Origin of the sequence: Pararhizobium sp. PWRC1-1 (genome assembly GCF_049897905.1) — a bacterium.
In the GTDB taxonomy this organism is placed as follows: domain Bacteria; phylum Pseudomonadota; class Alphaproteobacteria; order Rhizobiales; family Rhizobiaceae; genus Pararhizobium.
Map to the genome: position 1 here is coordinate 1 of NZ_JAFCXE010000018.1, position 19,418 is coordinate 19,418.

Annotated in this window: 20 protein-coding genes and 3 pseudogenes; 11 read left to right on the forward strand and 12 right to left on the reverse strand. The window is 57.6% G+C overall.

The window, feature by feature from the left end:
• Nucleotides 1–142: 142 nt before the first annotated feature.
• The 4 genes from ACP7E0_RS24005 to ACP7E0_RS24020 all read right to left on the reverse strand — a co-directional run bounded on the left by ACP7E0_RS24005 (nucleotide 143) and on the right by ACP7E0_RS24020 (nucleotide 2,741).
• Nucleotides 143–436, reverse strand: coding sequence for a hypothetical protein (locus tag ACP7E0_RS24005; RefSeq protein ID WP_426128455.1), 294 nt, complete (start codon nucleotides 434–436; stop codon nucleotides 143–145).
• 152 nt (nucleotides 437–588) lie between these two features.
• On the reverse strand, nucleotides 589–1,680 hold the full coding sequence (locus ACP7E0_RS24010; protein ID WP_426128457.1) for an extracellular catalytic domain type 1 short-chain-length polyhydroxyalkanoate depolymerase: 1,092 nt from the start codon (nucleotides 1,678–1,680) through the stop codon (nucleotides 589–591).
• Nucleotides 1,681–1,895: 215 nt separating this feature from the next.
• Nucleotides 1,896–2,123, reverse strand: a complete 228-nt coding sequence (locus ACP7E0_RS24015; protein WP_426128458.1) for a hypothetical protein — start codon at nucleotides 2,121–2,123, stop codon at nucleotides 1,896–1,898.
• A gap of 105 nt (nucleotides 2,124–2,228) precedes the next feature.
• Complete coding sequence (locus ACP7E0_RS24020; RefSeq protein ID WP_426128459.1) at nucleotides 2,229–2,741, reverse strand: YidB family protein; 513 nt, start codon at nucleotides 2,739–2,741, stop codon at nucleotides 2,229–2,231.
• Nucleotides 2,742–2,923: 182 nt separating this feature from the next.
• On the opposite strand from ACP7E0_RS24020, the gene ACP7E0_RS24025 reads away from it, so the two are divergent.
• Together ACP7E0_RS24025 and ACP7E0_RS24030 are read left to right on the forward strand one after the other, a co-directional pair.
• Nucleotides 2,924–3,244 (forward strand): PepSY domain-containing protein, encoded by a 321-nt coding sequence (locus ACP7E0_RS24025; RefSeq protein ID WP_426128460.1) that lies wholly within the window; start codon nucleotides 2,924–2,926, stop codon nucleotides 3,242–3,244.
• A 33-nt stretch (nucleotides 3,245–3,277) separates the two neighbouring features.
• Nucleotides 3,278–3,892 (forward strand): general stress protein, encoded by a 615-nt coding sequence (locus ACP7E0_RS24030; RefSeq protein WP_426128462.1) that lies wholly within the window; start codon nucleotides 3,278–3,280, stop codon nucleotides 3,890–3,892.
• Between the two features lie 974 nt (nucleotides 3,893–4,866).
• Here the strand turns inward: ACP7E0_RS24030 and ACP7E0_RS24035 are convergent.
• From ACP7E0_RS24035 to ACP7E0_RS24050, 4 genes are all read right to left on the reverse strand, one after another.
• The gene (locus tag ACP7E0_RS24035; RefSeq protein ID WP_426128464.1) at nucleotides 4,867–5,109 is read right to left on the reverse strand and encodes a hypothetical protein; all 243 of its coding nucleotides are present in this window, start codon (nucleotides 5,107–5,109) and stop codon (nucleotides 4,867–4,869) included.
• Between the two features lie 687 nt (nucleotides 5,110–5,796).
• Nucleotides 5,797–6,081, reverse strand: a complete 285-nt coding sequence (locus ACP7E0_RS24040; RefSeq protein WP_426128466.1) for a hypothetical protein — start codon at nucleotides 6,079–6,081, stop codon at nucleotides 5,797–5,799.
• A gap of 837 nt (nucleotides 6,082–6,918) precedes the next feature.
• Nucleotides 6,919–7,104, reverse strand: a complete 186-nt coding sequence (locus ACP7E0_RS24045; RefSeq protein ID WP_426128468.1) for a hypothetical protein — start codon at nucleotides 7,102–7,104, stop codon at nucleotides 6,919–6,921.
• On the reverse strand, nucleotides 7,088–7,333 hold the full coding sequence (locus ACP7E0_RS24050; protein WP_426128470.1) for a hypothetical protein: 246 nt from the start codon (nucleotides 7,331–7,333) through the stop codon (nucleotides 7,088–7,090). Before ACP7E0_RS24050 ends, ACP7E0_RS24045 begins: the two co-directional genes overlap by 17 nt.
• Nucleotides 7,334–7,388: 55 nt before the next feature.
• Here ACP7E0_RS24050 and ACP7E0_RS24055 point away from each other — a divergent pair, with 55 nt between their 5' ends.
• From ACP7E0_RS24055 to ACP7E0_RS24070, 4 genes are all read left to right on the forward strand, one after another.
• On the forward strand, nucleotides 7,389–7,634 hold the full coding sequence (locus ACP7E0_RS24055; protein ID WP_426128472.1) for a hypothetical protein: 246 nt from the start codon (nucleotides 7,389–7,391) through the stop codon (nucleotides 7,632–7,634).
• A gap of 1,030 nt (nucleotides 7,635–8,664) precedes the next feature.
• Nucleotides 8,665–9,060: a hypothetical protein gene (locus tag ACP7E0_RS24060; RefSeq protein ID WP_426128474.1), complete on the forward strand. Its 396-nt coding sequence runs from the start codon at nucleotides 8,665–8,667 to the stop codon at nucleotides 9,058–9,060.
• Nucleotides 9,061–9,181: 121 nt separating this feature from the next.
• Nucleotides 9,182–9,511, forward strand: coding sequence for a hypothetical protein (locus ACP7E0_RS24065; protein ID WP_426128475.1), 330 nt, complete (start codon nucleotides 9,182–9,184; stop codon nucleotides 9,509–9,511).
• Between the two features lie 813 nt (nucleotides 9,512–10,324).
• Complete coding sequence (locus ACP7E0_RS24070) at nucleotides 10,325–10,582, forward strand: hypothetical protein (RefSeq protein WP_426128477.1); 258 nt, start codon at nucleotides 10,325–10,327, stop codon at nucleotides 10,580–10,582.
• A gap of 181 nt (nucleotides 10,583–10,763) precedes the next feature.
• On the opposite strand, the gene ACP7E0_RS24075 is transcribed toward ACP7E0_RS24070, so the two are convergent.
• The 3 genes from ACP7E0_RS24075 to ACP7E0_RS24085 all read right to left on the reverse strand — a co-directional run bounded on the left by ACP7E0_RS24075 (nucleotide 10,764) and on the right by ACP7E0_RS24085 (nucleotide 13,469).
• Nucleotides 10,764–10,904 carry a hypothetical protein gene (locus ACP7E0_RS24075; RefSeq protein ID WP_426128479.1) on the reverse strand — a complete coding sequence of 47 codons (141 nt, stop codon included), beginning with the start codon at nucleotides 10,902–10,904 and terminating at the stop codon, nucleotides 10,764–10,766.
• Between the two features lie 505 nt (nucleotides 10,905–11,409).
• Entirely contained in the window at nucleotides 11,410–12,732 is a 1,323-nt protein-coding gene (locus ACP7E0_RS24080; protein ID WP_426128481.1) for an ATP-binding protein, read from the reverse strand.
• A complete protein-coding gene (locus tag ACP7E0_RS24085; RefSeq protein WP_426128483.1) occupies nucleotides 12,729–13,469 on the reverse strand; it encodes a response regulator in 741 nt (246 codons plus the stop codon). Before ACP7E0_RS24085 ends, ACP7E0_RS24080 begins: the two co-directional genes overlap by 4 nt.
• A gap of 787 nt (nucleotides 13,470–14,256) precedes the next feature.
• On the opposite strand from ACP7E0_RS24085, the pseudogene ACP7E0_RS24090 reads away from it, so the two are divergent.
• The 3 genes and pseudogenes from ACP7E0_RS24090 to ACP7E0_RS24100 all read left to right on the forward strand — a co-directional run.
• Nucleotides 14,257–14,490, forward strand: a pseudogene (locus ACP7E0_RS24090) (cytochrome c biogenesis protein DipZ); the annotation flags it as partial.
• 243 nt (nucleotides 14,491–14,733) lie between these two features.
• Complete coding sequence (locus ACP7E0_RS24095; RefSeq protein WP_426128485.1) at nucleotides 14,734–15,150, forward strand: organic hydroperoxide resistance protein; 417 nt, start codon at nucleotides 14,734–14,736, stop codon at nucleotides 15,148–15,150.
• Nucleotides 15,151–15,342: 192 nt separating this feature from the next.
• Entirely contained in the window at nucleotides 15,343–15,540 is a 198-nt protein-coding gene (locus ACP7E0_RS24100) for a hypothetical protein (RefSeq protein WP_426128487.1), read from the forward strand.
• Between the two features lie 41 nt (nucleotides 15,541–15,581).
• Here ACP7E0_RS24100 and ACP7E0_RS24105 read toward each other — a convergent pair whose 3' ends face one another.
• The gene (locus ACP7E0_RS24105; RefSeq protein ID WP_426128489.1) at nucleotides 15,582–16,937 is read right to left on the reverse strand and encodes an FAD-containing oxidoreductase; all 1,356 of its coding nucleotides are present in this window, start codon (nucleotides 16,935–16,937) and stop codon (nucleotides 15,582–15,584) included.
• A 270-nt stretch (nucleotides 16,938–17,207) separates the two neighbouring features.
• Between ACP7E0_RS24105 and ACP7E0_RS24110 the strand changes: the two are divergent.
• A pseudogene (locus ACP7E0_RS24110) lies at nucleotides 17,208–17,964 on the forward strand (SDR family NAD(P)-dependent oxidoreductase).
• 379 nt (nucleotides 17,965–18,343) lie between these two features.
• Nucleotides 18,344–19,329: pseudogene (locus ACP7E0_RS24115) on the forward strand (GlxA family transcriptional regulator).
• The last annotated feature ends 89 nt before the right edge of the window (nucleotides 19,330–19,418 follow it).

The following is a 19,418-nucleotide window of genomic DNA, read 5'->3' on the forward strand; positions in this document are numbered from 1 at the left end:
TGATTGCAGGGGCGTAGCCTCCACGACCTTCTGCGTCTCCACACTCGAAACCGTATCGCCGCGCTCGTCCTTATAGGTGCTCATGGGATGTTCCTCGTTTACACCTCTTGTAACCAATGGGGTGCTGAATGTTCCACCGCCTTCAGTAGCCTGCGGAATCCGACATCCGTCCGATCTCCTCGAGAAGATCGTCGGAAGATGAATACGCCCCTCCAGATGGTGCGAAGACAGTAGTACAGCGGGCAGTTCTACGCTCTGAGAGCCGACACTCGCGAACTTGGCGATAACGCGCGCGCATCTCTGCGATATCTATCTCGCCGTCGATCCAACGCTGCGCCAGCATCATGAAATCTGCGTCACCGTCGATTGGGCTGCCGGATGCGCCGGCCTTCTCGATCAGATGTTGCATGAAGGCTTGCCGGTCGGTCGTGGTCATGTCTCTCTTTCAATTTCCAGATACAGTCCGATTTCGATGTTGAGCACCGGCGGCTTCAAGCAGGTTGAGAGGCTGAGAATGCAACGCGTCACAGGGCGATAACGCTTCGCTCGAGGACAGCCTCACTTGAGACCGGTCGCTGCGGTCTGCGATCACTTCATAAGGCCTGCGGCCCGAAGGGCTTTCTCGATCGTCTGCTGGATTCCCGTTCCATTTTCTGAAGCATATGGCGATTGAAAGGTACTCGCGGGCGGCTCGTGCGACTTTCCGGGATCAAGGTTCACCCGTTTTTCGAAGGATGCGATCAAGCCCCAGGAGCGGGCGATGTGCTGGGTCGAGGAGATTCCGACATCCAGCATATAGGGGCCAGCTTTGCCATAGCCCGATGGAACGTCGATCGGCGTTCCATGTCCCATCCCACCCAGCTGGTAGAGCTCAAGAGCTTCCCGCCCGTCCGCACCTTTCCAGACGGTCCTTTGATGGCGGTTGGTCCGTTCGGTTACGGGCGGGTGCTGCACCCCATGCACGCTGCGCCACTGCTCAATAATAGCAAGAGCATTCGCGGGGACGACCGTATGGTCGTTGGTGCCTTGCCAGACCGATATCGACGGCCAAGGTCCCGTATGGGGCGACGCAGACCGAAGAAGCGCTTGGAGGCCATCCGGTCCCGGTAGGCCATGGCCGCGCATGCGGTCAAACGCTTCCGAAACCTTCGTCGCAGTACCGTAAGGAAGGCCCGCAATGATTGCGCCACCTGCAAAAAGCTCCGGATGCGTCGCGAGCATGACGTTCGCCATCGCTCCACCTGCCGACAGCCCGGTGATGAAGATGCGGCTCCGATCAATGTCGTATTGCGAGGTTACAGTTTCGATCATCTGACGGATGGTAACCGCCTCTCCCTGGTCACGCCGGAAGTCGCCGGGCTCAAACCAGTTGAAACAGGTGTTGGCATTGTTGCTCCGCGTCTGCTGCGGGAATAGCACTGCGAAGCCATAGTCGTCTGCGAGGCGAGACCATCCTGAGCCCTGGTCATAGGCACTAGCGGTCTGAGTACATCCATGAAGAACCACGACCAGTGGCGCGCGCGGCATGAGCCCCTTTGGGATGTGAATTTTCGCCTCGAGGCCACCGCGGTTGGAACCGAACGGTCCGAGATCGGTCAGCCTGTCATCGAACAGCGGGGAGGGACCGTGGGCCGAGCGCAATTTGCTCAGTCGTTCAATCGTGTCGGAAATGGATCGCATCTGGTGCTCCTAGCAGCCTGAGGCGAGAACCGCCCGATCCCCAACGCACCATGTGCCAGAAGGTTGCTGCGCTGCACAAATAATTAACGGCAAAAGCATTATTTTTGTCCGTGAGCAAGCGCCCTAGAACTTCGGCCACGAACCCAGACGAGGGCCTGTCACTCCTCGGTCAGTTGAAGGGCGAACCTGCGGGGGCGGCAGAATGGGAGTTCGGCTTAATGCAGAATCTTGGCCTGCAGTATGGTTTCCATTTGGCCACTGGGCGATGGTCGACGGAACTTAAGGACCCCCGATCGATGCAACTCGGCCAGACCTTCTTCGATCGGAATGTTGTTTGCCGTCAACATGAGCTTCACATCATCAATGGTCTGGGATTGCGAGCCGATGGCAACGGCATCGTTTTCCAGGCGTGTCAGGTAGTAATGCATGCCGTTCGTGCTCATGTCAGCAATCCCGTGTTTGGCGATGCGGTCCGGCGGCATCATACGATAGTCGGCTTGATCGAGGGAACCGATGTCGCCCGCTCTTCTGCCTGCTGGTCGCCGACTTCAACCGGGAGCGTCCCTTCGGGTTTGAGACCATCGACCGCCTTCGGAAGATCGCGCGATACCTGATGAGGATTTCTTCCTGCGACGGCCCGGTTCGTGCAGCAATGTCTTTGAGAACACCAGGACCGAGAGCCTCGGACAGCGTTCGGTATCGATCTCGGAATGTGGGCCATCCTGGACCCACGACTTCGCCGTCTCGCCATGGCCGGTTTGGCTAAACTGGTCGAGCAGGCCACCGAGCCCGCCGCTCAGGATACCACCTGCGCCGGCGGTTCCCCGAAGCAAGTCGCCAAGGCCTTCTCCCCCCGAGTACCACTCAGTCCATCCAGCAAATCGCCCGTGCCGCCCGACTGCCGTGCAGTCGCTGGATCGCTCGCGGACGTTCCACTGGGAACCGCGCTGCGCCAGGGATTCCCAGCGAGACCCTCGAGCATTGCAGCTATTTTGTCCCGGTTTTTGAAATCCGGCGACGGCGAGGACGCTGAGAAGTGCGGTCATTGCGCTGCGCGACATAATGATCTCTCGTATTTCGTGAACTGCTCATCAACTCGATCGGCGGCCGCATGTTCCGTCAGGAGATTAATGTTGGGGATTTCAAAAGTTTTCCCGCTGGGGCCACGGCGATTGGAACCTTCACGACCTTCGAAAGTTGTCTGACCCGAGGATCATTTCAGCGATCCTGCAAGGAGATAACCATGAAGAATATGCTCATCGCAACGGCGGTCATCGCTTTTTCCGCAACGTCGGTATTTGCACAAACCGCGACCCCCACGCCGAATCCGGATGGCGACACTCCTGCAGTTGCGACGCCTTCCGACCAGAACGCCACCGCACCTGTAGAAGGCGCGAACAGCTTCACGGACAGCCAGGCCAAGGATCGTATCGTCGAAGCCGGGTATTCCGACGTCACAGAGCTGAAGCTCGACGACAAGGGCGTCTGGCAGGGTAAGGCCACGAAGGACGGCAAGGCGGTGATGGTGTCGTTGGACTACCAGGGCAACATCGTCGCCAAGTAAGCGCAACCAAGAACAACAACAAGGAGAAACACCATGACGAAGACAGTCACAGGACTATTTGACACCTATTCCGATGCGACATCCGCAGTCGACCAGCTTAAAGCCGCGGGCATTTCAGATAGCGACATCAGCATCGTCTCGAACAATGCGGATGGCGGCTATACGGACAACGAAAATGATGTCGGTGACGACGCCGGCACTGGCGCTGGCATTGGTGCTGCAGTTGGTGGCGTCGGCGGTCTGCTGACAGGTCTCGGCATCATGGCCATTCCAGGTGTCGGCCCGGTCGTTGCCGCGGGCTGGTTGGCTGCCACGGCTGCCGGTGCTGTCGCTGGTGCGGTTGTTGGCGGAGCTGCTGGCGGCCTGATCGGGGCGCTGACGGATTCAGGTGTCGATGAGCGCGATGCCCATGTCTATGCGGAAGGCGTCCGGCGCGGCGGCACGCTGGTCACCGCCAAGGTTGACGAAGGGCGCGCCGCCGAGGCCGAGGCAATCCTGCAGCGGTCGAACTGGGTCGATCTGCCGGCCCGACGGAGCGCGTACGAAGGACAGGGCTGGACCGGCTTCGATCATGCGTCCGAACCTTATAGCCAAGCGGAGATCGACGCAGAGCGCGCTCGATACGCGGGCCGTGCCTCTTCGGTCTAATTTTTCCAGGGTTCAGGGCCGCCATGCGGCCCTGAACACCGATTGCTATCTGCGTGGCGGAGGTGTTCCAGCTCTTCTTTAGTTTCTGAGCGTCAATAACACTCTACGGTGGCAAGGCATGCCTCAATCATACCGGAATTAAAAAGGCATCGGTGCCACATAAATTGGCTTGCAACCGTTTTGTCATAGTCCACATCGATAGGCTTGGAGCCGATGGTGGTGGTAATCTGGCCGCATCGGAAGAACAGTCTCCTTTTGGATATGGCGCGTGTTCGCAAGGCAGACTGCGGCAGCGCGAGTCAGGCTGTGCTTGATAGCCGTCTCACTCCTTCAGTTCTGAACCCATGGTTGACAGATTTTCAACGCGGCAATCTGGGCAAACGAACACACCAATCCGGTATGGTCTCGAATCTAAATCGGTTCAATTCATCTTTTCTTCGTCAGCCTGATTGGTATCGTGTCCGGCGTATGGTGCAGAATTGAGGGTGGATCGCGCCAAGGCAGACGCTTTGCAGGAAGCACCGAAGCTGCTGCAGAAGCCGCTGGAGTGCTGGCTGACCTAGCCACCCACCGCCTTCACGTAGCAGAGACTTGCGTTTCGAAGCAGGGGCCTTGCGAACCGCCGAACAACTGATGGGTGCTATCCAAGGCGTGAACGCTGCAGTCGATTACATGACCGTCCGTGTTGATGGTATCGTAGAGAACCACGCCAACAAGCCACTGCCGCGACGCACCACATAGAACCATGATAACTTGCCGCCAACTATGGCGGACCTAACCCCCTATCCCTAACCGGGCAGGCGGTCCTTTATTGTTTTGCGTTTGGTGCAGGCGCCGACGAATCCAAAGCCGAAACGAAAAACCCTCCCGCATTTCTGCAGGAGGGTCTGGGTTATATGTCCAGCCGCTTGGGTGTTCCGCCTCCAAGCTCATGCTAATGTTGCCATCAAGCGGTTAACGAAAGGTTAACGGCGTCAGTCGATGACCTCAGTTTCGCCATCCACCTTCGTCCACGTCAGCGACCACTCGTCAATGCTGCCTTCGGCGTGGTGATAGGTGCCATGGTCGGACACTTCCGCGTCCAGCGTGACGAACTCCGGCGGCGCGACGCCGGTAAGATCCATGACGCGCAAATAATCGCATAGCTCCGCCAAGTCCGTGACATGCTGAACGTCCTTGCGGCCGGGCACTTTGATGGCCCAAGCATAGACCGTCATGGCTTTTCCCGCCCACCCACATACGCTTTGACCAACCCATCGCCTGCCGGGAACGCATCGAAGTCGTTAGCATCACCGCTGTCTGCTGGTGGCGGGTCTTCGGCCAGGTCGCGCCCAGGTTTTTCAGCACTTCTTCCATGGCGGTGATCGTCTCGATCGTGCCCCAGCCGTGTGTGGTCGCACGATCTAGTATTTCCTTTAGCGGCCCATCTACCGCCTCCTGACATGCAAGATGACGATCCTCACGGGTTACCGAGCACTTGGATTCTTGAACCATCATGCTGTCCTCCATGTCGCTGGAAACCAGACTGGGGTCGAATTGTTGCTGTTGGAATAGGGGCAGTCGACTTGATGAAAGTCAGAAGCGTCGGCGCTATCGCTAATCTCTTTGAATAATGAGTGCCGTCTCGCTGTTGGCCGAGCGGCGCCATTCACCTTACCAAATAACCCTAACGCGGGGTAAGTAACATTAGGAATATAAAATATGCCATGGTGCTCACGTCGAGCAGAAACGCTCGGTGCATTTGAGCACCAAAGCATTTAGGCCCTCGCTGGAAACTGCGGGGGCTGTCTTTTAATATTCTTGTGAAACGGAAGCCGCGGTTAGCGCGTGTTGATTTGGAAGTGAACGCGGCGCCACCTTGCCACCCCGCGCGTTAATTTCGCGGGGTGGCCACGTCTTGCAAGCTATTGCTTCACAGCCTGTATGCTGGGGTCCATAATTTCTTGATCGAGATGCTCGACCGCCTCGACGGCAAGCTCTTTAGAGGCTGCATAGCCTTGTTGGATACCGAATCCGCTGACGTCAGCTCGGGGTCTGTTTGACCACTGCCAAGCCCCTTCAGCTCCCAGCCTTCCTTCCAACGTCACTCGCCCAATTATCCTCTCGCCGTCATACCCAACAAAATCATAGTCGGGCGTAAAGTAAGTTGGTAGCCATCGATAGTTATGTTGCGCTGTCTTCGGTGACATCGCTCTCCACTCCTTCCCCTGAGAAATTAGTCCAAGACCGCCCGGCCCCTAATCGACTAAGGGCGGCAAAATGCGCCTCTCTGAAGCGGAAAGAAAGTGGTTTTGTTAACTAACTTTGGCTGCAGCATTTTTTAGCTTCTCAGCCGGAACATGTTTGGCTCAATTGCGCGCCTTCTTTCGCCCATCTCCATAGTAGCCGGCCAAGTGCTCCAGCCAACGCTATTGGCCCTTAATCATTTCTTTCGTCCCATCCAGCACAATCTTTAGCGTCCGGATCATGTCGGCGGTCTCCAACAGGACTTTTTTGGCGTCTTCTTCAGTACCATGTTCAGCTCGTAGGGCAGCAATCTCCAGGTCACGGAGCATATCGCGCCGATACCCGTGCCGGACGCCGTTTCCAGCCGCAGCTCTCGTATTATATGGAAGGCGCGAAGCAGCAAATTTATCCGTTCGCCGGCCGTCAGCTCTGACACCTCGTTCGCGGCCCGGAGGAGTTCCGCAATGAAAGGCTTTTGCCGACCTCTCCAAGCGCCACACAGCAAGTGCCAGTACATCCGTGGTCAAATGCTGTGGGCGAGTTCTGCAATTGGATAGGAGCGCCTCTTAGCCGGTTGAAGGCATTGGTCGCCGAGGTGGGGATGATACCCGCAACTCATTGTTGGGCAGAAGCTCGATGATCTTGTCTTGGTTCAAGCCAACGGGACATTGAGGATCTCGTTCTCACTGAATCCCTTTACAGCCATCGGTACGCCCACAGCAACGAGACTTGTGGCTTCAGTCCCCAGTCCTGCCAAGATATCGATCAGCTCCGTCCTGATCTCGTTGTAACGGCTCATCTCAATCCTGCGCGATCTGCATATTAAGGGTGACGCGTCGAATCTGCAGCGCGTCTTCGAGAGCACTGATCGCGTCGTGCTCGCCCATGCCTTGAGCCATCAAACTGTCGATCGCATCGGCCACCAGCAGCGATGCAGCACTTCGGCTTTCCCACTGTCGATCAACACACTCAAGATTGTTCGGCATGAGTACTCTCCTCTTCAACGTCCCGTTCAAAGCTCGGCTGCCAACCACGCGTGAAACCGATCATCCCGATCTGGGTGACGGCCAGCTGCTTTTTTAGAAACTTGATATCTGCGAGCAATGTTCCGATCGTGGCGCCTACGTCCCCATGATGGAAGGAAAGCGCTGCGGCAATTTCATCGACCGGCCCGGAATATTGGATGTCGCACGCGGCGGCGCTGATCGTAGGCATGGCTTCTCCTGCCACTGTGCATAACCCAGTGAATATCGTGTGGATATCCTGTTGAATGAGCGGCCGCATCGACAGTGATGTTCTTATTAAGTTCTCATTATGTTCTGATGGCGATGAGAGTCAAGAAGGCCAGCCAAGCATTCGTAAAATAGGTCCTATGAATAGCATCAACGCCACGCCGACGGCGAGGAAAATCAGCGCAAGAAGGATGATCTCAGGAAGGGCGGCTCGGCATGGAGATCAGGATAGGGCACTAGACGAAATTGGCAACTCGAGGATGGAAGTCAGCCGCAACGTGTAGGAGCAGCCAGCTTCCGCGTCGCTCCGCCTTAGCGACGAGAGTAAGTGTATTTCGCTGCGTTCGGATCGGCAATTAGGGGAACATTTCGGCGGGAGCGAGGTTCATAGGCGAAGGAGATCAACATGCAAATCCCCCCACCAAAGCATGCGCCTGGCGAGATGCAGCGCACGATGGAATGTGAAGAATACATCCACCCTTTAGTGAGCGCAATAGTATCTACAGCCGTCGCCTCAGGCTGGACTTCTGATGAGGCTCTGATCGCTGTGGAAGAAGTCGTTAAGGATATCAGGACGGGAAAACCCGCCGGTTAGCTTCACAATAAAAAGCCGCCATCCGTTGCCAGATGGCGGCGAAATATGACCACTGAAAACGCTCACAATAAGAAATTGCAATATGGATTGCCTGCTTTTCTCCCAAGAATGAACATATTACACTGCAATTTTAGGGGTCATTCAAGGAACATTTTTGGGGTTGTTGTTCATTTGTATAGTATTTGATGGCGAAAACGGCGACTGGCGAGGGCGTTGTTAACTTTTGAAGTGGCGCCAAACTTCGCGTCATGCTCCCGCTCAATTCTGCAGATCCGTTTCTTTATCCTGCCCCTTTACGTCGATCTCATTTAGCCGAGCGTCGATCGCGCGCTTGTCCCGTTTCCGCGTGCAGTGATTGGCGGTGGCATCCTGTGAGTGGACAGCAACAGGCTGAAGGTCGACTCGCCGATGCCGCAATAGTCAGCCGCCTCTTTGCGGCCAATGCAGGCGACAGATCACAGTACGCCGTGGTCTGTGATTTTGTGAGAAGGCGGGCTCATCTCTTGCCTCACTTCACGTGGTTGCCTGTCGCGCCTTCGGTGCAAAAGCTGCGTGACAATTGTGGGGTCACCACGGACTGCCGGGCGATGTTATTGCCGGAGGCCCTCCATAACTGACGTTCACGTTCGGCGCGCTGACCGTCCCCAACATTAACGACGGGTTCACATCGGGTTCATAACCCCAGGCGCATGGTCAGTTATCACCTTGAAAGGATGACCATGAGAAAGATGATTCAGACCGTCGGCGCCGCTGCAATTGCCATGGTAGTAGGTCTCACGACCTTCACGCCAGCGTCAGCCGCTCCATTCGTTCCCGCAAAGGCTCAGGTAACGTCTGACGTACAAGCCGTTCAAGACCGCTACGGTGATGATGACGCGCCTCGCTGGAAGAGGCGCCAGAACGACGGCCAAGATCGGGTAGAGCGCCGTCACGACAGGCGCAGCGATCGTTTTGATCGACGATACGAACGCCGCCACGATCGCGCCGAGCGGCGCCAAGAACGCCGCGGATACTGGAATGGACACCGTGGCTATCGTGAGCATCGCCGCGGTTACCGCCGCCACAGCGACGGCTACTACTATTCGCAGGATGTGTTCCAGCTGTTCCTTCGCTAGGTACCATTGGATTTGAAAAAGCCGTCATCTGAAAGGGTGACGGCTTTTTTGTCACACTTCCGTGCATCCTTTTGCCTGCAGTCGCGTTGTCTCGCAGCGAAGATATGGGAGCAGGGACATCATGCGCAGAAGTATCAAAAGACCCGGTAAGTCGAACCTCTCGGGCCATGAAAATGATCTAGAGGAATATTTCGCGGAGTTCGAGGACGAAGAGCCTAATGCACCTCAGCCGAATCATCCCAGTATTGGTCTATCCGACGCTGAAGAATTTCGCCGGCTCACCGCTTATGTTGCCCATCTCCGAGAGGAGATTGCTCGATTTCAGCAGCCCCAGCCCCCATCAAAGAGACCGCTGCCCAATTCAGTAAGAGCGATTTTCGCCGTCACGGTCATGGTCGGATTCGCTTCAGTTTTGGGTATCATTGCGCGCCGTTTGTCGCGACTTGGTTAGGCTGGCCTGCATGTTGTCGCCAGGCGCGCGTCGCGGTCGCCAGCAAACTTGCCGTGATCCTGCATCGCAGGTGGAGCGACGGGCAAGACTTCCGATTCGGAAAACAGGCCGGTATCAAGATCGACCCCGCCGCAGCTTGATGACGAACAACCGGAGAGGAAAAGTCGGATCGTTCCCGTGGGGACGATAAGCAAGGTGATATGAGCAAGTGATCTCGTTAAAAGCCTCAACCCAGAGGGCGAAAACCCAAGGTCGTGAAATTGGGACACCCTGTCGTCTAGACACCATCATGCGGCGGCCCCCTTACTATAGAAGGGGAGCCCCGACACTATAAAGGGGAGCGCCGACCGCGAAGTGAAGTGAGTGGCCTGCGGGGCGGTATCATCCGAAATTTAGATCGGGAGCAGCTTGACTTCAACGACCCCAATCAGACAAGCATCTTGGGCAGCTATCACCGAAGTCCGAAGAACGACAAGATAATGATGACAATCACGACAAGTCCAACGATGTAAACGATACGGTTCATGACGGGTTCCTTTCTATCTGAACGTGTCAAAACGCACAGCTAAGTCGTTGGTTCCTTGTGGTTGAGCCATCGGCGGGAGGCCCAGCAACTTAGGCGTCGGCTAAAGTGCACCCATTTCCGAAACCTTAGTATCTTTAGGCAAACCTTCTCGTTGTAACGAGATTGTGAGTACGGGAATCTAGCAATCGCCCAACATGCGCAAAGTTTGCGGGAACAACCTTGCTTTCAGCAAGTTTACATCGCGCGATCGGCCGCAATCCCGTGGCTGGTCCGGGAGGAGACAAACCATGTTGAAAATTATACTCGCTGCCGCCCTGCTTGGCACTGCCTTATCCAACGCAGCGATCGCTCAGGACGCCACGATGAAGTGCGATGAGGCGTCCATGATGAAATTGGAAACCGACACCACCGCCATGACTGACGCGGCCAAGAAGGATACGGCGATGAAGGAAATGGCCATGGCCAAAGAAGCTATGGCTGCAAAGGACATGGATAAATGCGCAACTCACATGAATAATGCCATGACAGGTAAGTCTTCGATGTAATCCGATGGATGGAAACGGCGGCGACTGCCCTCCATCCCATTCGCGTGTCGACAACGTGTTAGCTGCAATGAAAAAAGCCACACCGCAGTTTCGGGCAGCGGTGTGGCAAGGCGGGATATCTCATCCACGTATATGATGACACTCGAATATATTGGTTTCAACAAAGATACGGTGGCAACCGTCAATCCGCCACGACGCTCTCCTTGGGGTCGATTGTGCCATCCTGATCCGTCACGGGTAAGCTCGCGACGTAGACCAGAACGATCTCAATTGCGGAAATGGCGAGGACGACGAGAACTGCGTGATTGCCATTTCTGACCATAGCCGGCTCCTTGGAGCGCAAACGGCCGAAACTGGCACTAGTTCCATTGAGGTGGTGTGCGTCAGGGCTTCCTCATCAAGAAATACCCGCAGGCCGCACCATGAGCTATTCCCATGCCGGTCGCGGCATCGGCGAGTAGGGCGGTGGAAATCGCGGCCCCAATCGCGACGCCTATGACCATGCCAGGAGTCATCTCATACCTCACGACAGCTCAAAGACCAGCGGTCGGGGGCGACCGCTGGTCCGCTTACCGCTGCCGGATCGTCGGCGACGGAAGCTGCCGGCGCTGAAGGGGTCTTCGCAGCCGGTTCGTTATAACGCGATGGCAACTACGGAGTTCCGAGGGCGCGCCGAATCAGGGTTTATGGGCCATCGATCCCTTTATGCCTGGGCTAAGTGCGGCCGTCGCTCGATGCGTTTCCGTCGTCCCAACAAGCAGGACAGGGAATGATTTATGCGCGCGATATGGAAGTCCATCATGTTCAGTATTTTTGCTGATTTCTGATCAGGGCATCAAAATCCGAACCGACAGACCGCCCTCTTTTCGGTTGCTCAGGTTCAGCGTTGCACCGATTGCCCGCGAAAGCTCCTGGACTATTGCAAGTCCCAGACCCGTGCCGCCGGTCTCCCTGTTTCTCGAAGTCTCGATGCGAAAGAAAGGTTGAAGGACGTCTTCGAGATGTTCTGGAGGAATGCCGGGACCTTTGTCTAGTATTTCAATTGCTATCGAACCGCCGTCCGTTCTTTCGATGCGAACCTCGGCGGCTGCACCGAATTTCAGGGCGTTGTCGATGAGGTTTGTGAGGATGCGACGCAGGGCATGGGGACGCGTAACCAAGGTGATGCCGGACTTTCCACTCAACTCAACAGCTTTGCCGGTGTCCTGATAATCATAGACGAGGCTCTCGATGAAGGAATCGATGTCGATGCGGGAGGGCTTCTCATCATTGCCATGCGCACTGCGCGCGTAGCTCACCCCTTCGTGAACCAGCCGCTCAATCTCGGTCAAGTCCTTCAACAGCTTATCCTTTTCAAGGGAATCTTCCGCAAGTTCCGCCCGCAGTTTCATTCGGGTGATCGGGGTTTGCAGGTCGTGGGAAATCGCCGCGAGGATCTGAACGCGCTCCTGGAGATACCGGGCAATCCGGTCGCGCATCGCATTGAATGCGTTGGCGGCGTAGGCGACTTCGCGGGGGCCCCTCTCGCTGAGCTTCGCAACGCTCTTGCCGGGATCGAGTGCATTGACGGCATCGGCCAGATTGACCAGCGGGCGGATAGCCAGCCGGACAGCAAACCAGGTGCACAGAACAAGAAGGAGGAGCTGCGCCAAAAGCACATAGGGCAACCATTTTGCCAGCGGCATTGTCGTTGGATAAACATCGATTGTCAGCGGCGCGCCATCGCTCAGTGTTACATGCGCCTGCATACGTTCGTCGGCTCCTGGGATCGACACAACCGTTACGGCAAACCGGTCGCCGACCGCCTTACGGATGGTATCGGCCATTTCTGCGCCAAGCCCCGTCACGTCGGGGACACCGGGCACGCCCGGTCCCAACACATAGCGATAGGTCCTGCGATCAAGCTGGCCCACCCAGTCTGGCCGTTCGCTCGCCGGCAAACGGTCGAGCAGCGCGATGGCCGTGGTCACATCCTTGTCGAGATTGTTGAGCAGCATCGCCTCCACCATGACGTAGCGCTCGAAGAAGAGGACACCAAAGGACAGTCCGTTGGCGATGATAAGCCCTGCCAGGAAGATCAGGAACAACCTTGATCCGAGCGTCGTTGGCCAGGAACGAAACGGCTGTCGCGGGGCCGACGAAACGCTCACGATCTCGCCTCGATGATCTGGACCGGCACGGAGAACACGTAACCTTCGCTGCGGACCGTCTTAATATAGTCCGGTTCGCGGGCATCGTCGCGTAGGCGCTGGCGAAGGCGACTGACCAGAAGGTCGATGGAGCGATCGAACAGCTCGGCATCGCGGCCCTGGGTCAGGTTCAAAAGCTGATCCCGGTTCAGGACGCGCTGCGGATGATCGACGAAGACGCGCAGCAGCCGGTATTCGGCGCCGCTAAGCGCCACGATGGTTCCCTGCTCGTCGAGCAGATGGCGGTTCGATGTGTCGAGTTGCCAATCGCCGAACCTCAGCAACTGTCCGGCTTCGGTGATCTGCAGATTGGGAGGAAGCATCCGGGTGCGGCGCAGGACCGCATTGATGCGGGCAAGCAACTCCCTCGCAGAAAATGGTTTTGCCAAATAATCGTCGGCGCCCATTTCCAGGCCGATAATGCGGTCGGTTTCGTCGCTACGCGCCGTCAGCATCAGGATGGGGGTTGCCTTGTGCTTTCCGGCCCGCAGCTCCCGGCAAAGCACAAGCCCGTCATCCCCCGGCATCATCACATCGAGAACAATCAGATCGACCGAGTCGGTTTCAAGAAAGGCCCGCATATGCCGGCCATCGGCGGCAACGGTGACGCGCAGACCGTTCTTCTTGAGGTAGCTCGAAACCAGCTCGCGGATTTCGCGATCATCGTCGACGATCAGGATGTGGTCGGTATGATCCATGGCTTCGCACTTTCTGTCGGGGGCCTGGCATAGCTTTAGCAGCATAGTCCCGTGGTTGGTCGAGGTGCAATTTCGGAAGAATTGTAAGCCACTGTATCAGCATTTCTGCTCGATACATTGCCTGACAAAATTGTCGTCCCAAGCCGTCCGCCCATCCTTCACCCAGGTGGAAAAGCGTGTGAATGACACGCGTCTCTGTCGCCGCCGCGATCCCTGCGGTGGCGCGAACCTGAAGGAAATGTCGCAATGACAGCTTCTTTCTCTCGCGATTGCCGGTCTTGCGCTCTCTGCCGCGATATCCTTTTCCGCCGCCTCGGCTGCCGAGGTGAAAAATGACGTCATTGCCCATGGTGCCTTCGCTGCCGGTTCAGGATGGCGTAATGTCGCCGACGCCTGACAAAAAAGGGCTACAGGGTGACCGTTGTTCAACAGCCTCTGACATCCCTCGAAGACGATATTTCGGCCGTCAAACGGGTGCTTGCACTTCAGGACGGGCCGGCTATCCATGTCGGATGGAGGCATGGTGATCAGCGATGCCGGCCATGCGCTGGCCCAGAGCAAACCACATGATCAACATGAAGAAGGGCGGATTTCTCGTAACCAAGGACCATTTCTTCTATTTGGATACCGAAGCGTTTCCAGAACTTTTCGCTGCGGATCTGCCGAAGGCCGATGCTGAATTTCTGGCGCGGTCGCAGGTCTTTGCGTCGCGGAAGGCGTTCACGACAGAGGCAAGTGCTCCGGCCTGGAAGGCCAAACCAAGCTGGGCACTCGTTGCAACGGAAGACATCTGGTGCTCGGCACGGGCGCCGGTGGCAAACCGGTGCGGTTCCAGGTGACGGTCGACGGCAATGTGCCAGGCGAAAACCACGGCATCGACGTCGATGCCGATGGCAACGGCACTGTCTCGCAAACCCGGCCCTATCAACTCGTACGGCAGGCGGCCAAGGTCCAGGAGCGGACCTTCGAAATCCGCTTTCTCGACTCGGGCGTCGAGGCCTTCGTCTTCACGTTCGGATGAGAGGCATCGGCGGTTACAAGCCTCGCTACCGGTGACAAAGGCCTGCCGGCAGATCCTGCGTCTTTGCAGGCAGGCGTCTCATCGGGGTTTGGCACCAGACTGTATCAGCCCACCGCCTGACACACTGGCTTACACTTTCGCTCAATCCGGACACATGCGCGATACGTCCCGCTCGCCTTATGCCTTCCATGGCTGGTGAGCAGTCATTGCGCCACGGCGCAAACGTTCAAAGGAACCCATGTGATGAGCCAGATCGAAAAAGTTCTTTACACCGGCAAGACCCACACCACCGGCGGCCGTGAGGGCGCGTCGCGCAGCTCCGATGGCAATCTCCAGATCAAGCTGTCGTCGCCCGGTACATCCGGCGCCGGCAACAACCCGGAGCAACTGTTCGCAGCCGGCTGGTCGGCCTGTTTCATCGGGGCCATGGGTCTTGCCGCCCGCAAGATGAAAATTACTTTACCGGCAGAGACTGCCGTGGGTGCGGAAGTCGATCTGGTCAACGTTGATGGCGCCTACTTCCTGCGGGCCCGCCTCAACGTGATCCTGCCCGGTCTTGAACAAGACGCAGCCCGGGAACTGGCTGAGGCGGCACATCAGACGTGCCCGTATTCCAAGGCCACACGCGGCAACATCGATGTCGTGATCACCATCGTCTGACCGAGCGCTCTCTGAACCGGTCACGCGCCGCCTGGGAGGTACGGGGAACTTTTCGCCGCCGGGCGTCAGATCAGCTCTTCTGTTGCTGCGGTGAAGCCGATTCCGGGCGTCGGGTCTGAGGTTTTTAAACCCTGCAGAAGTGCTTTGCGAAAAGACTTCGGCAGTCACCAGGTCAATCGAAGGACAGCCGCCATGCGTTTTTTCATTATGAGCCTTGTCGGGCTAGCCGTGCTGGCCTCGCCATGCGCATACGACACCGATCCGCGGCAACCGCCGGTCTCGTTTGCAAGCGATACCGGCACTGCCTCGCCCAAAGTGCCACTTGCGTTTTGTGCCCAGAAAACAGGTTTCATCAGCGCGTTCTCTGGTGATGTCTCGTGGAACACCTAACCTGTGGCCAGGTATCCGTGCCCTGGCGGCAACCCGCCAAGTTAACGCAAGCCCCGCAGAAGTGTCGGGATAAGCTCCGATACTGTGGGATGGATCGGGACCGACCATTGGAGATCGGTGTATCGGGTTCCGGCACTCATCGCATCAATGATCCCATGGATCGCTTCGTCGCCCTCTATACCGAGGATGGCGGCTCCGAGAATTTCTCTGGTATCGGCATCGGCGACTACTTTCATGAAGCCCTTGGTTTCGTCACGTTCCTTGGCCCGCCCAACGCGAGCCATCGGACGCGTGGAGACAAGGACGTTGCGGCCAGTGGCGGCCGCATCTCTTTCGGTCATTCCAACCCGGCCAAGCGGGGGATCGGTATAAAGCGCATAAGCCGAGATCCGGCTCGACACCTTGCGGTCTTCGTCATCCAGAAGGTTGGCGGCAACAATCTCGAAGTCATTGTAGGACGTGTGGGTAAAGGCTCCGCGCCCGTTGCAGTCGCCCAGCGCCCAGATTCCGGGGACATTGGTGGCAAGCTTGTCGTCAACCACGATGTAGCCGCGGCCGTCTACATTAACGCCCGCAATGTCGAGGCCGAGATCGTCCGTGTTCGGCTTGCGACCGGTCGCCACGAGAACGTGACTGGCGTCAATGTCGATGCCATCCAGGGATATCCTTGTCCCGTCGCTATGACGGGCAAAGGCGATGCGTTTAGCGCCCGTGCGGACAGAGATATCCTCTGCCTCAAGAATTTCCCGAAGGGCTTCGGAGACGTCCTCGTCCTCGCGCGAGGCGATGCGGGCTCCGCGCTCGATCACGGTGACTTGCGATCCGAACCGCCGATACATCTGCGCGAACTCCAGGCCGATGTAGCTTCCGCCGATAATCGCGAGGTGGCGGGGGAGGGTGTCGATGTCGAGGATCGTCGTGCTGGTAAGGCAATCGATGTCTTCGATTCCAGGCAGATCAGGGATAACCGGGCGAGCCCCAACGTTGAGGAATATTCGTGGGGCGGTCAGGGTATCACCGTTGACGGCGATCCTGTCGGGGGCCGCAAACCGCGCATGGCCATAAATAATGACGATGCCGTCCGTAGTGCCGAGCCACTCCGCCAGCCCATTGCGGGTGTCCATGGTTATTTGGTGCGCGCGTCGCCTGACGACTTGCATGTCGACGGAGATTTCGCCCACAATCGTCACGCCAAACGCGGCGGCGCGCCGGCTGACATGGGCCGCGCGGGCACTGGCGACCAATGTCTTGGTTGGCATGCAACCGGCATTGACGCAGGTTCCGCCGAGAAATTTTCGTTCGACAAGCGCAACCTTCATGCCGCGCTCAGCCATCCGGGCTGCGAGAGAGGGACCGGCTTGGCCAGCACCGATGAAAATTGCATCGAACCCTTGCATCAAACTGCTCCAAACTAAGCCGTTCCGTGGTCATCGAGGCTGACCGAGCGAAGGTACCACATGGGCCTGCTCCAGCACACGTGGATGCGATCAACACGATGTCATCCCACAACACTCCCCAGCAAGCTGCCCATGGCTTCCGGATCTTGTCAACAAGTGTCCTGAAACGATGGATACATGACATTTGAGACAGAGAAGCAGGGCGTTGATATCAAGACTGAAAATCAACCTCGTGGAGATTGCTATGACTGAGAATACAAGGGCGCCGCACTGACCACCGGATTCCTCTGGTATCGGCGCTATTTATGCAGGTCGCGCCGGGGATATGACCTGATCCTGGTGGCTCGCAACAAGGCCCGCCTTGACGCGCTGGCCGAACGTCTTGTTGACGAAACAGGCCGCGCCGTTGAAGTCGTCGCGGCAGACCTTGGAAACAAGGATGACCTCGGCCGGATCGAGAAAGTACTTCGGACCGACGCCAGCATCACCACGCTGGTCAACAATGCTGGTATCGGCGCGACAGCACCACTGCTCTCGTCCAATATCGACAAGATGGAAGAGATGATCACGCTGAACGTCAGCGCGCTGACGCGGCTGACGTATGCCGCGGTGCCCGGCTTCGTAAAGCGTGGCTCAGGCTCGGTCATCAACATCGCCTCTATCGTCGGTATCGCGCCTGAGCGGCTGAACGGCGTATACGGTGGAAGCAAGGCCTTTGTACTGGCCTTTACTTTGTCGCTTCAAAAGGAGCTTGAGGACCAGAATATCCGGGTGCAGGCTGTTCTCCCAGGGGCTACGGCGACCGATTTCTGGGGCATCGCCGGTACGCCCCTGGAGCATCGAGATCGTCATGTCGGCCGAAGATATGGTGGATGCCGCGCTTGCCGGCTTCGATCTCGGCGAACGCGTGACCATCCCGTCGCTGCCGGACATTGCCGACTGGGAAGCGTACAAAGCAGCGCGCCAGAAGCTGATGCCAAATCTCTCCCGCAGCGGGCCGGCCGCCCGCTATCGAGTAACGCGATAACGCACCTGCTCGCCGTCGCGGCGTTCCGCCGACCTTGAAAACAAGGAGAATGATCATGTCGAGACCACCGTATTGGCTGGAGCGATCGCAATCGTTCTTCCCACAGTCATGGTCCAGGCAGAAACGAATGATCCGGAGCGGAGCGCCGTCCAGCTTGCCCAGGCTTCTACAAAGGCTGCGTCCAAAGCTCAGCCGGCTATTGACGAAGCCGCCCATCCAGTTTCCAATAAACGTCGTGTCTTTTTGCCATGGCTTCATCAAAGCTCCGTTTCTGGTGACCATCGATTTGACCAACCTCCACTTCACATGGGAGGCAGAGGGCTGCCCGCCGTGGCGCAAATGTGATAGGTACGGCCGTTTCGGATAAGGGTGGTGCACCATGCACAAGATCGGCTACGTCGTCTTTCCGGGGTTTCAGCTCCTTGGTTTGGCAGCCGTAACGGCCTTCGAGATGGCCAACCTGCAGCTTGGCGAACCTGCCTACGAGATCGAGCTGCTGTCCGAGCCCGGCGGCGAGTCGTCGGCCGGCTTCGGCGTCATCACAAAGCCCTTCAACGATACGACCTATGACACCGTCATGTTTGGGGCGGGTACAACGATCGAGCCGATGACGCCGGGGCTTCTCGAATTTGCCCGCCATTCCCTGCAAACCGCGCGGCGGCTGGCCGCCCCTGTACCGGCGCCTTCATCCTTGCGGAATCCGGGCTGCTGGAGGGACGCCGCGCCACGATGCACTGGCTTTTTGCCCGTCAGCTTCGCGAGCGTTTTCCGGCCGTCACGGTAGAGGAGGATCGCATCTTCATCGTCGGTGGCGCAGTGTGGACGTCGGCGGGAATGACGACAAGCATCGATCTCGCTCTCGCCATGGTCGAGAAGGACCACGGCCATGACGTCGCTCGATCGATCGCGCGCAAGCTCGTGGTTTATCACCGTAGGGCCGGGGGGCAATCGCAGTTCTCGGCGTTGCTTGAACTTGACCCGAAGTCGGACCGGATCCAACAATCGGTCAATTATGCCAAGGCCAACCTGCGTCGTGTTCTGTCGGTAGAGGAGCTGGCCGATGCGGCGGGTTTGAGCGCCCGCCAGTTCAGCCGGGCCTTCCGGTCAGAGACGGGACAGTCGCCCGCCAAGGCGGTGGAGAATTTGCGCGTGGAGGCAGCGCGGCTGCTGATGGAGTAGGGCCGCCACTCCATGGACGTGATCGCAGAGGAAACCGCCTTTGCCGATAGTGATCGCATGCGCCGGGCGTTCCTACGCACACTCGGACAGCCACCCCAGGCGATCCGGCGCAATGCGCGCGAAAGCGCAATGGCATCCTCAATCGGAAACGAGGCGCCTCTTACGGCGCTGGACAATTGGCAATGAGGGAGGATTTGTAGCTCAATGTATCCTTCGGGCCGAATGACACATCGGCTTTCAATTCTGCTCGTCCAGAACACGATGGAGATACTTGA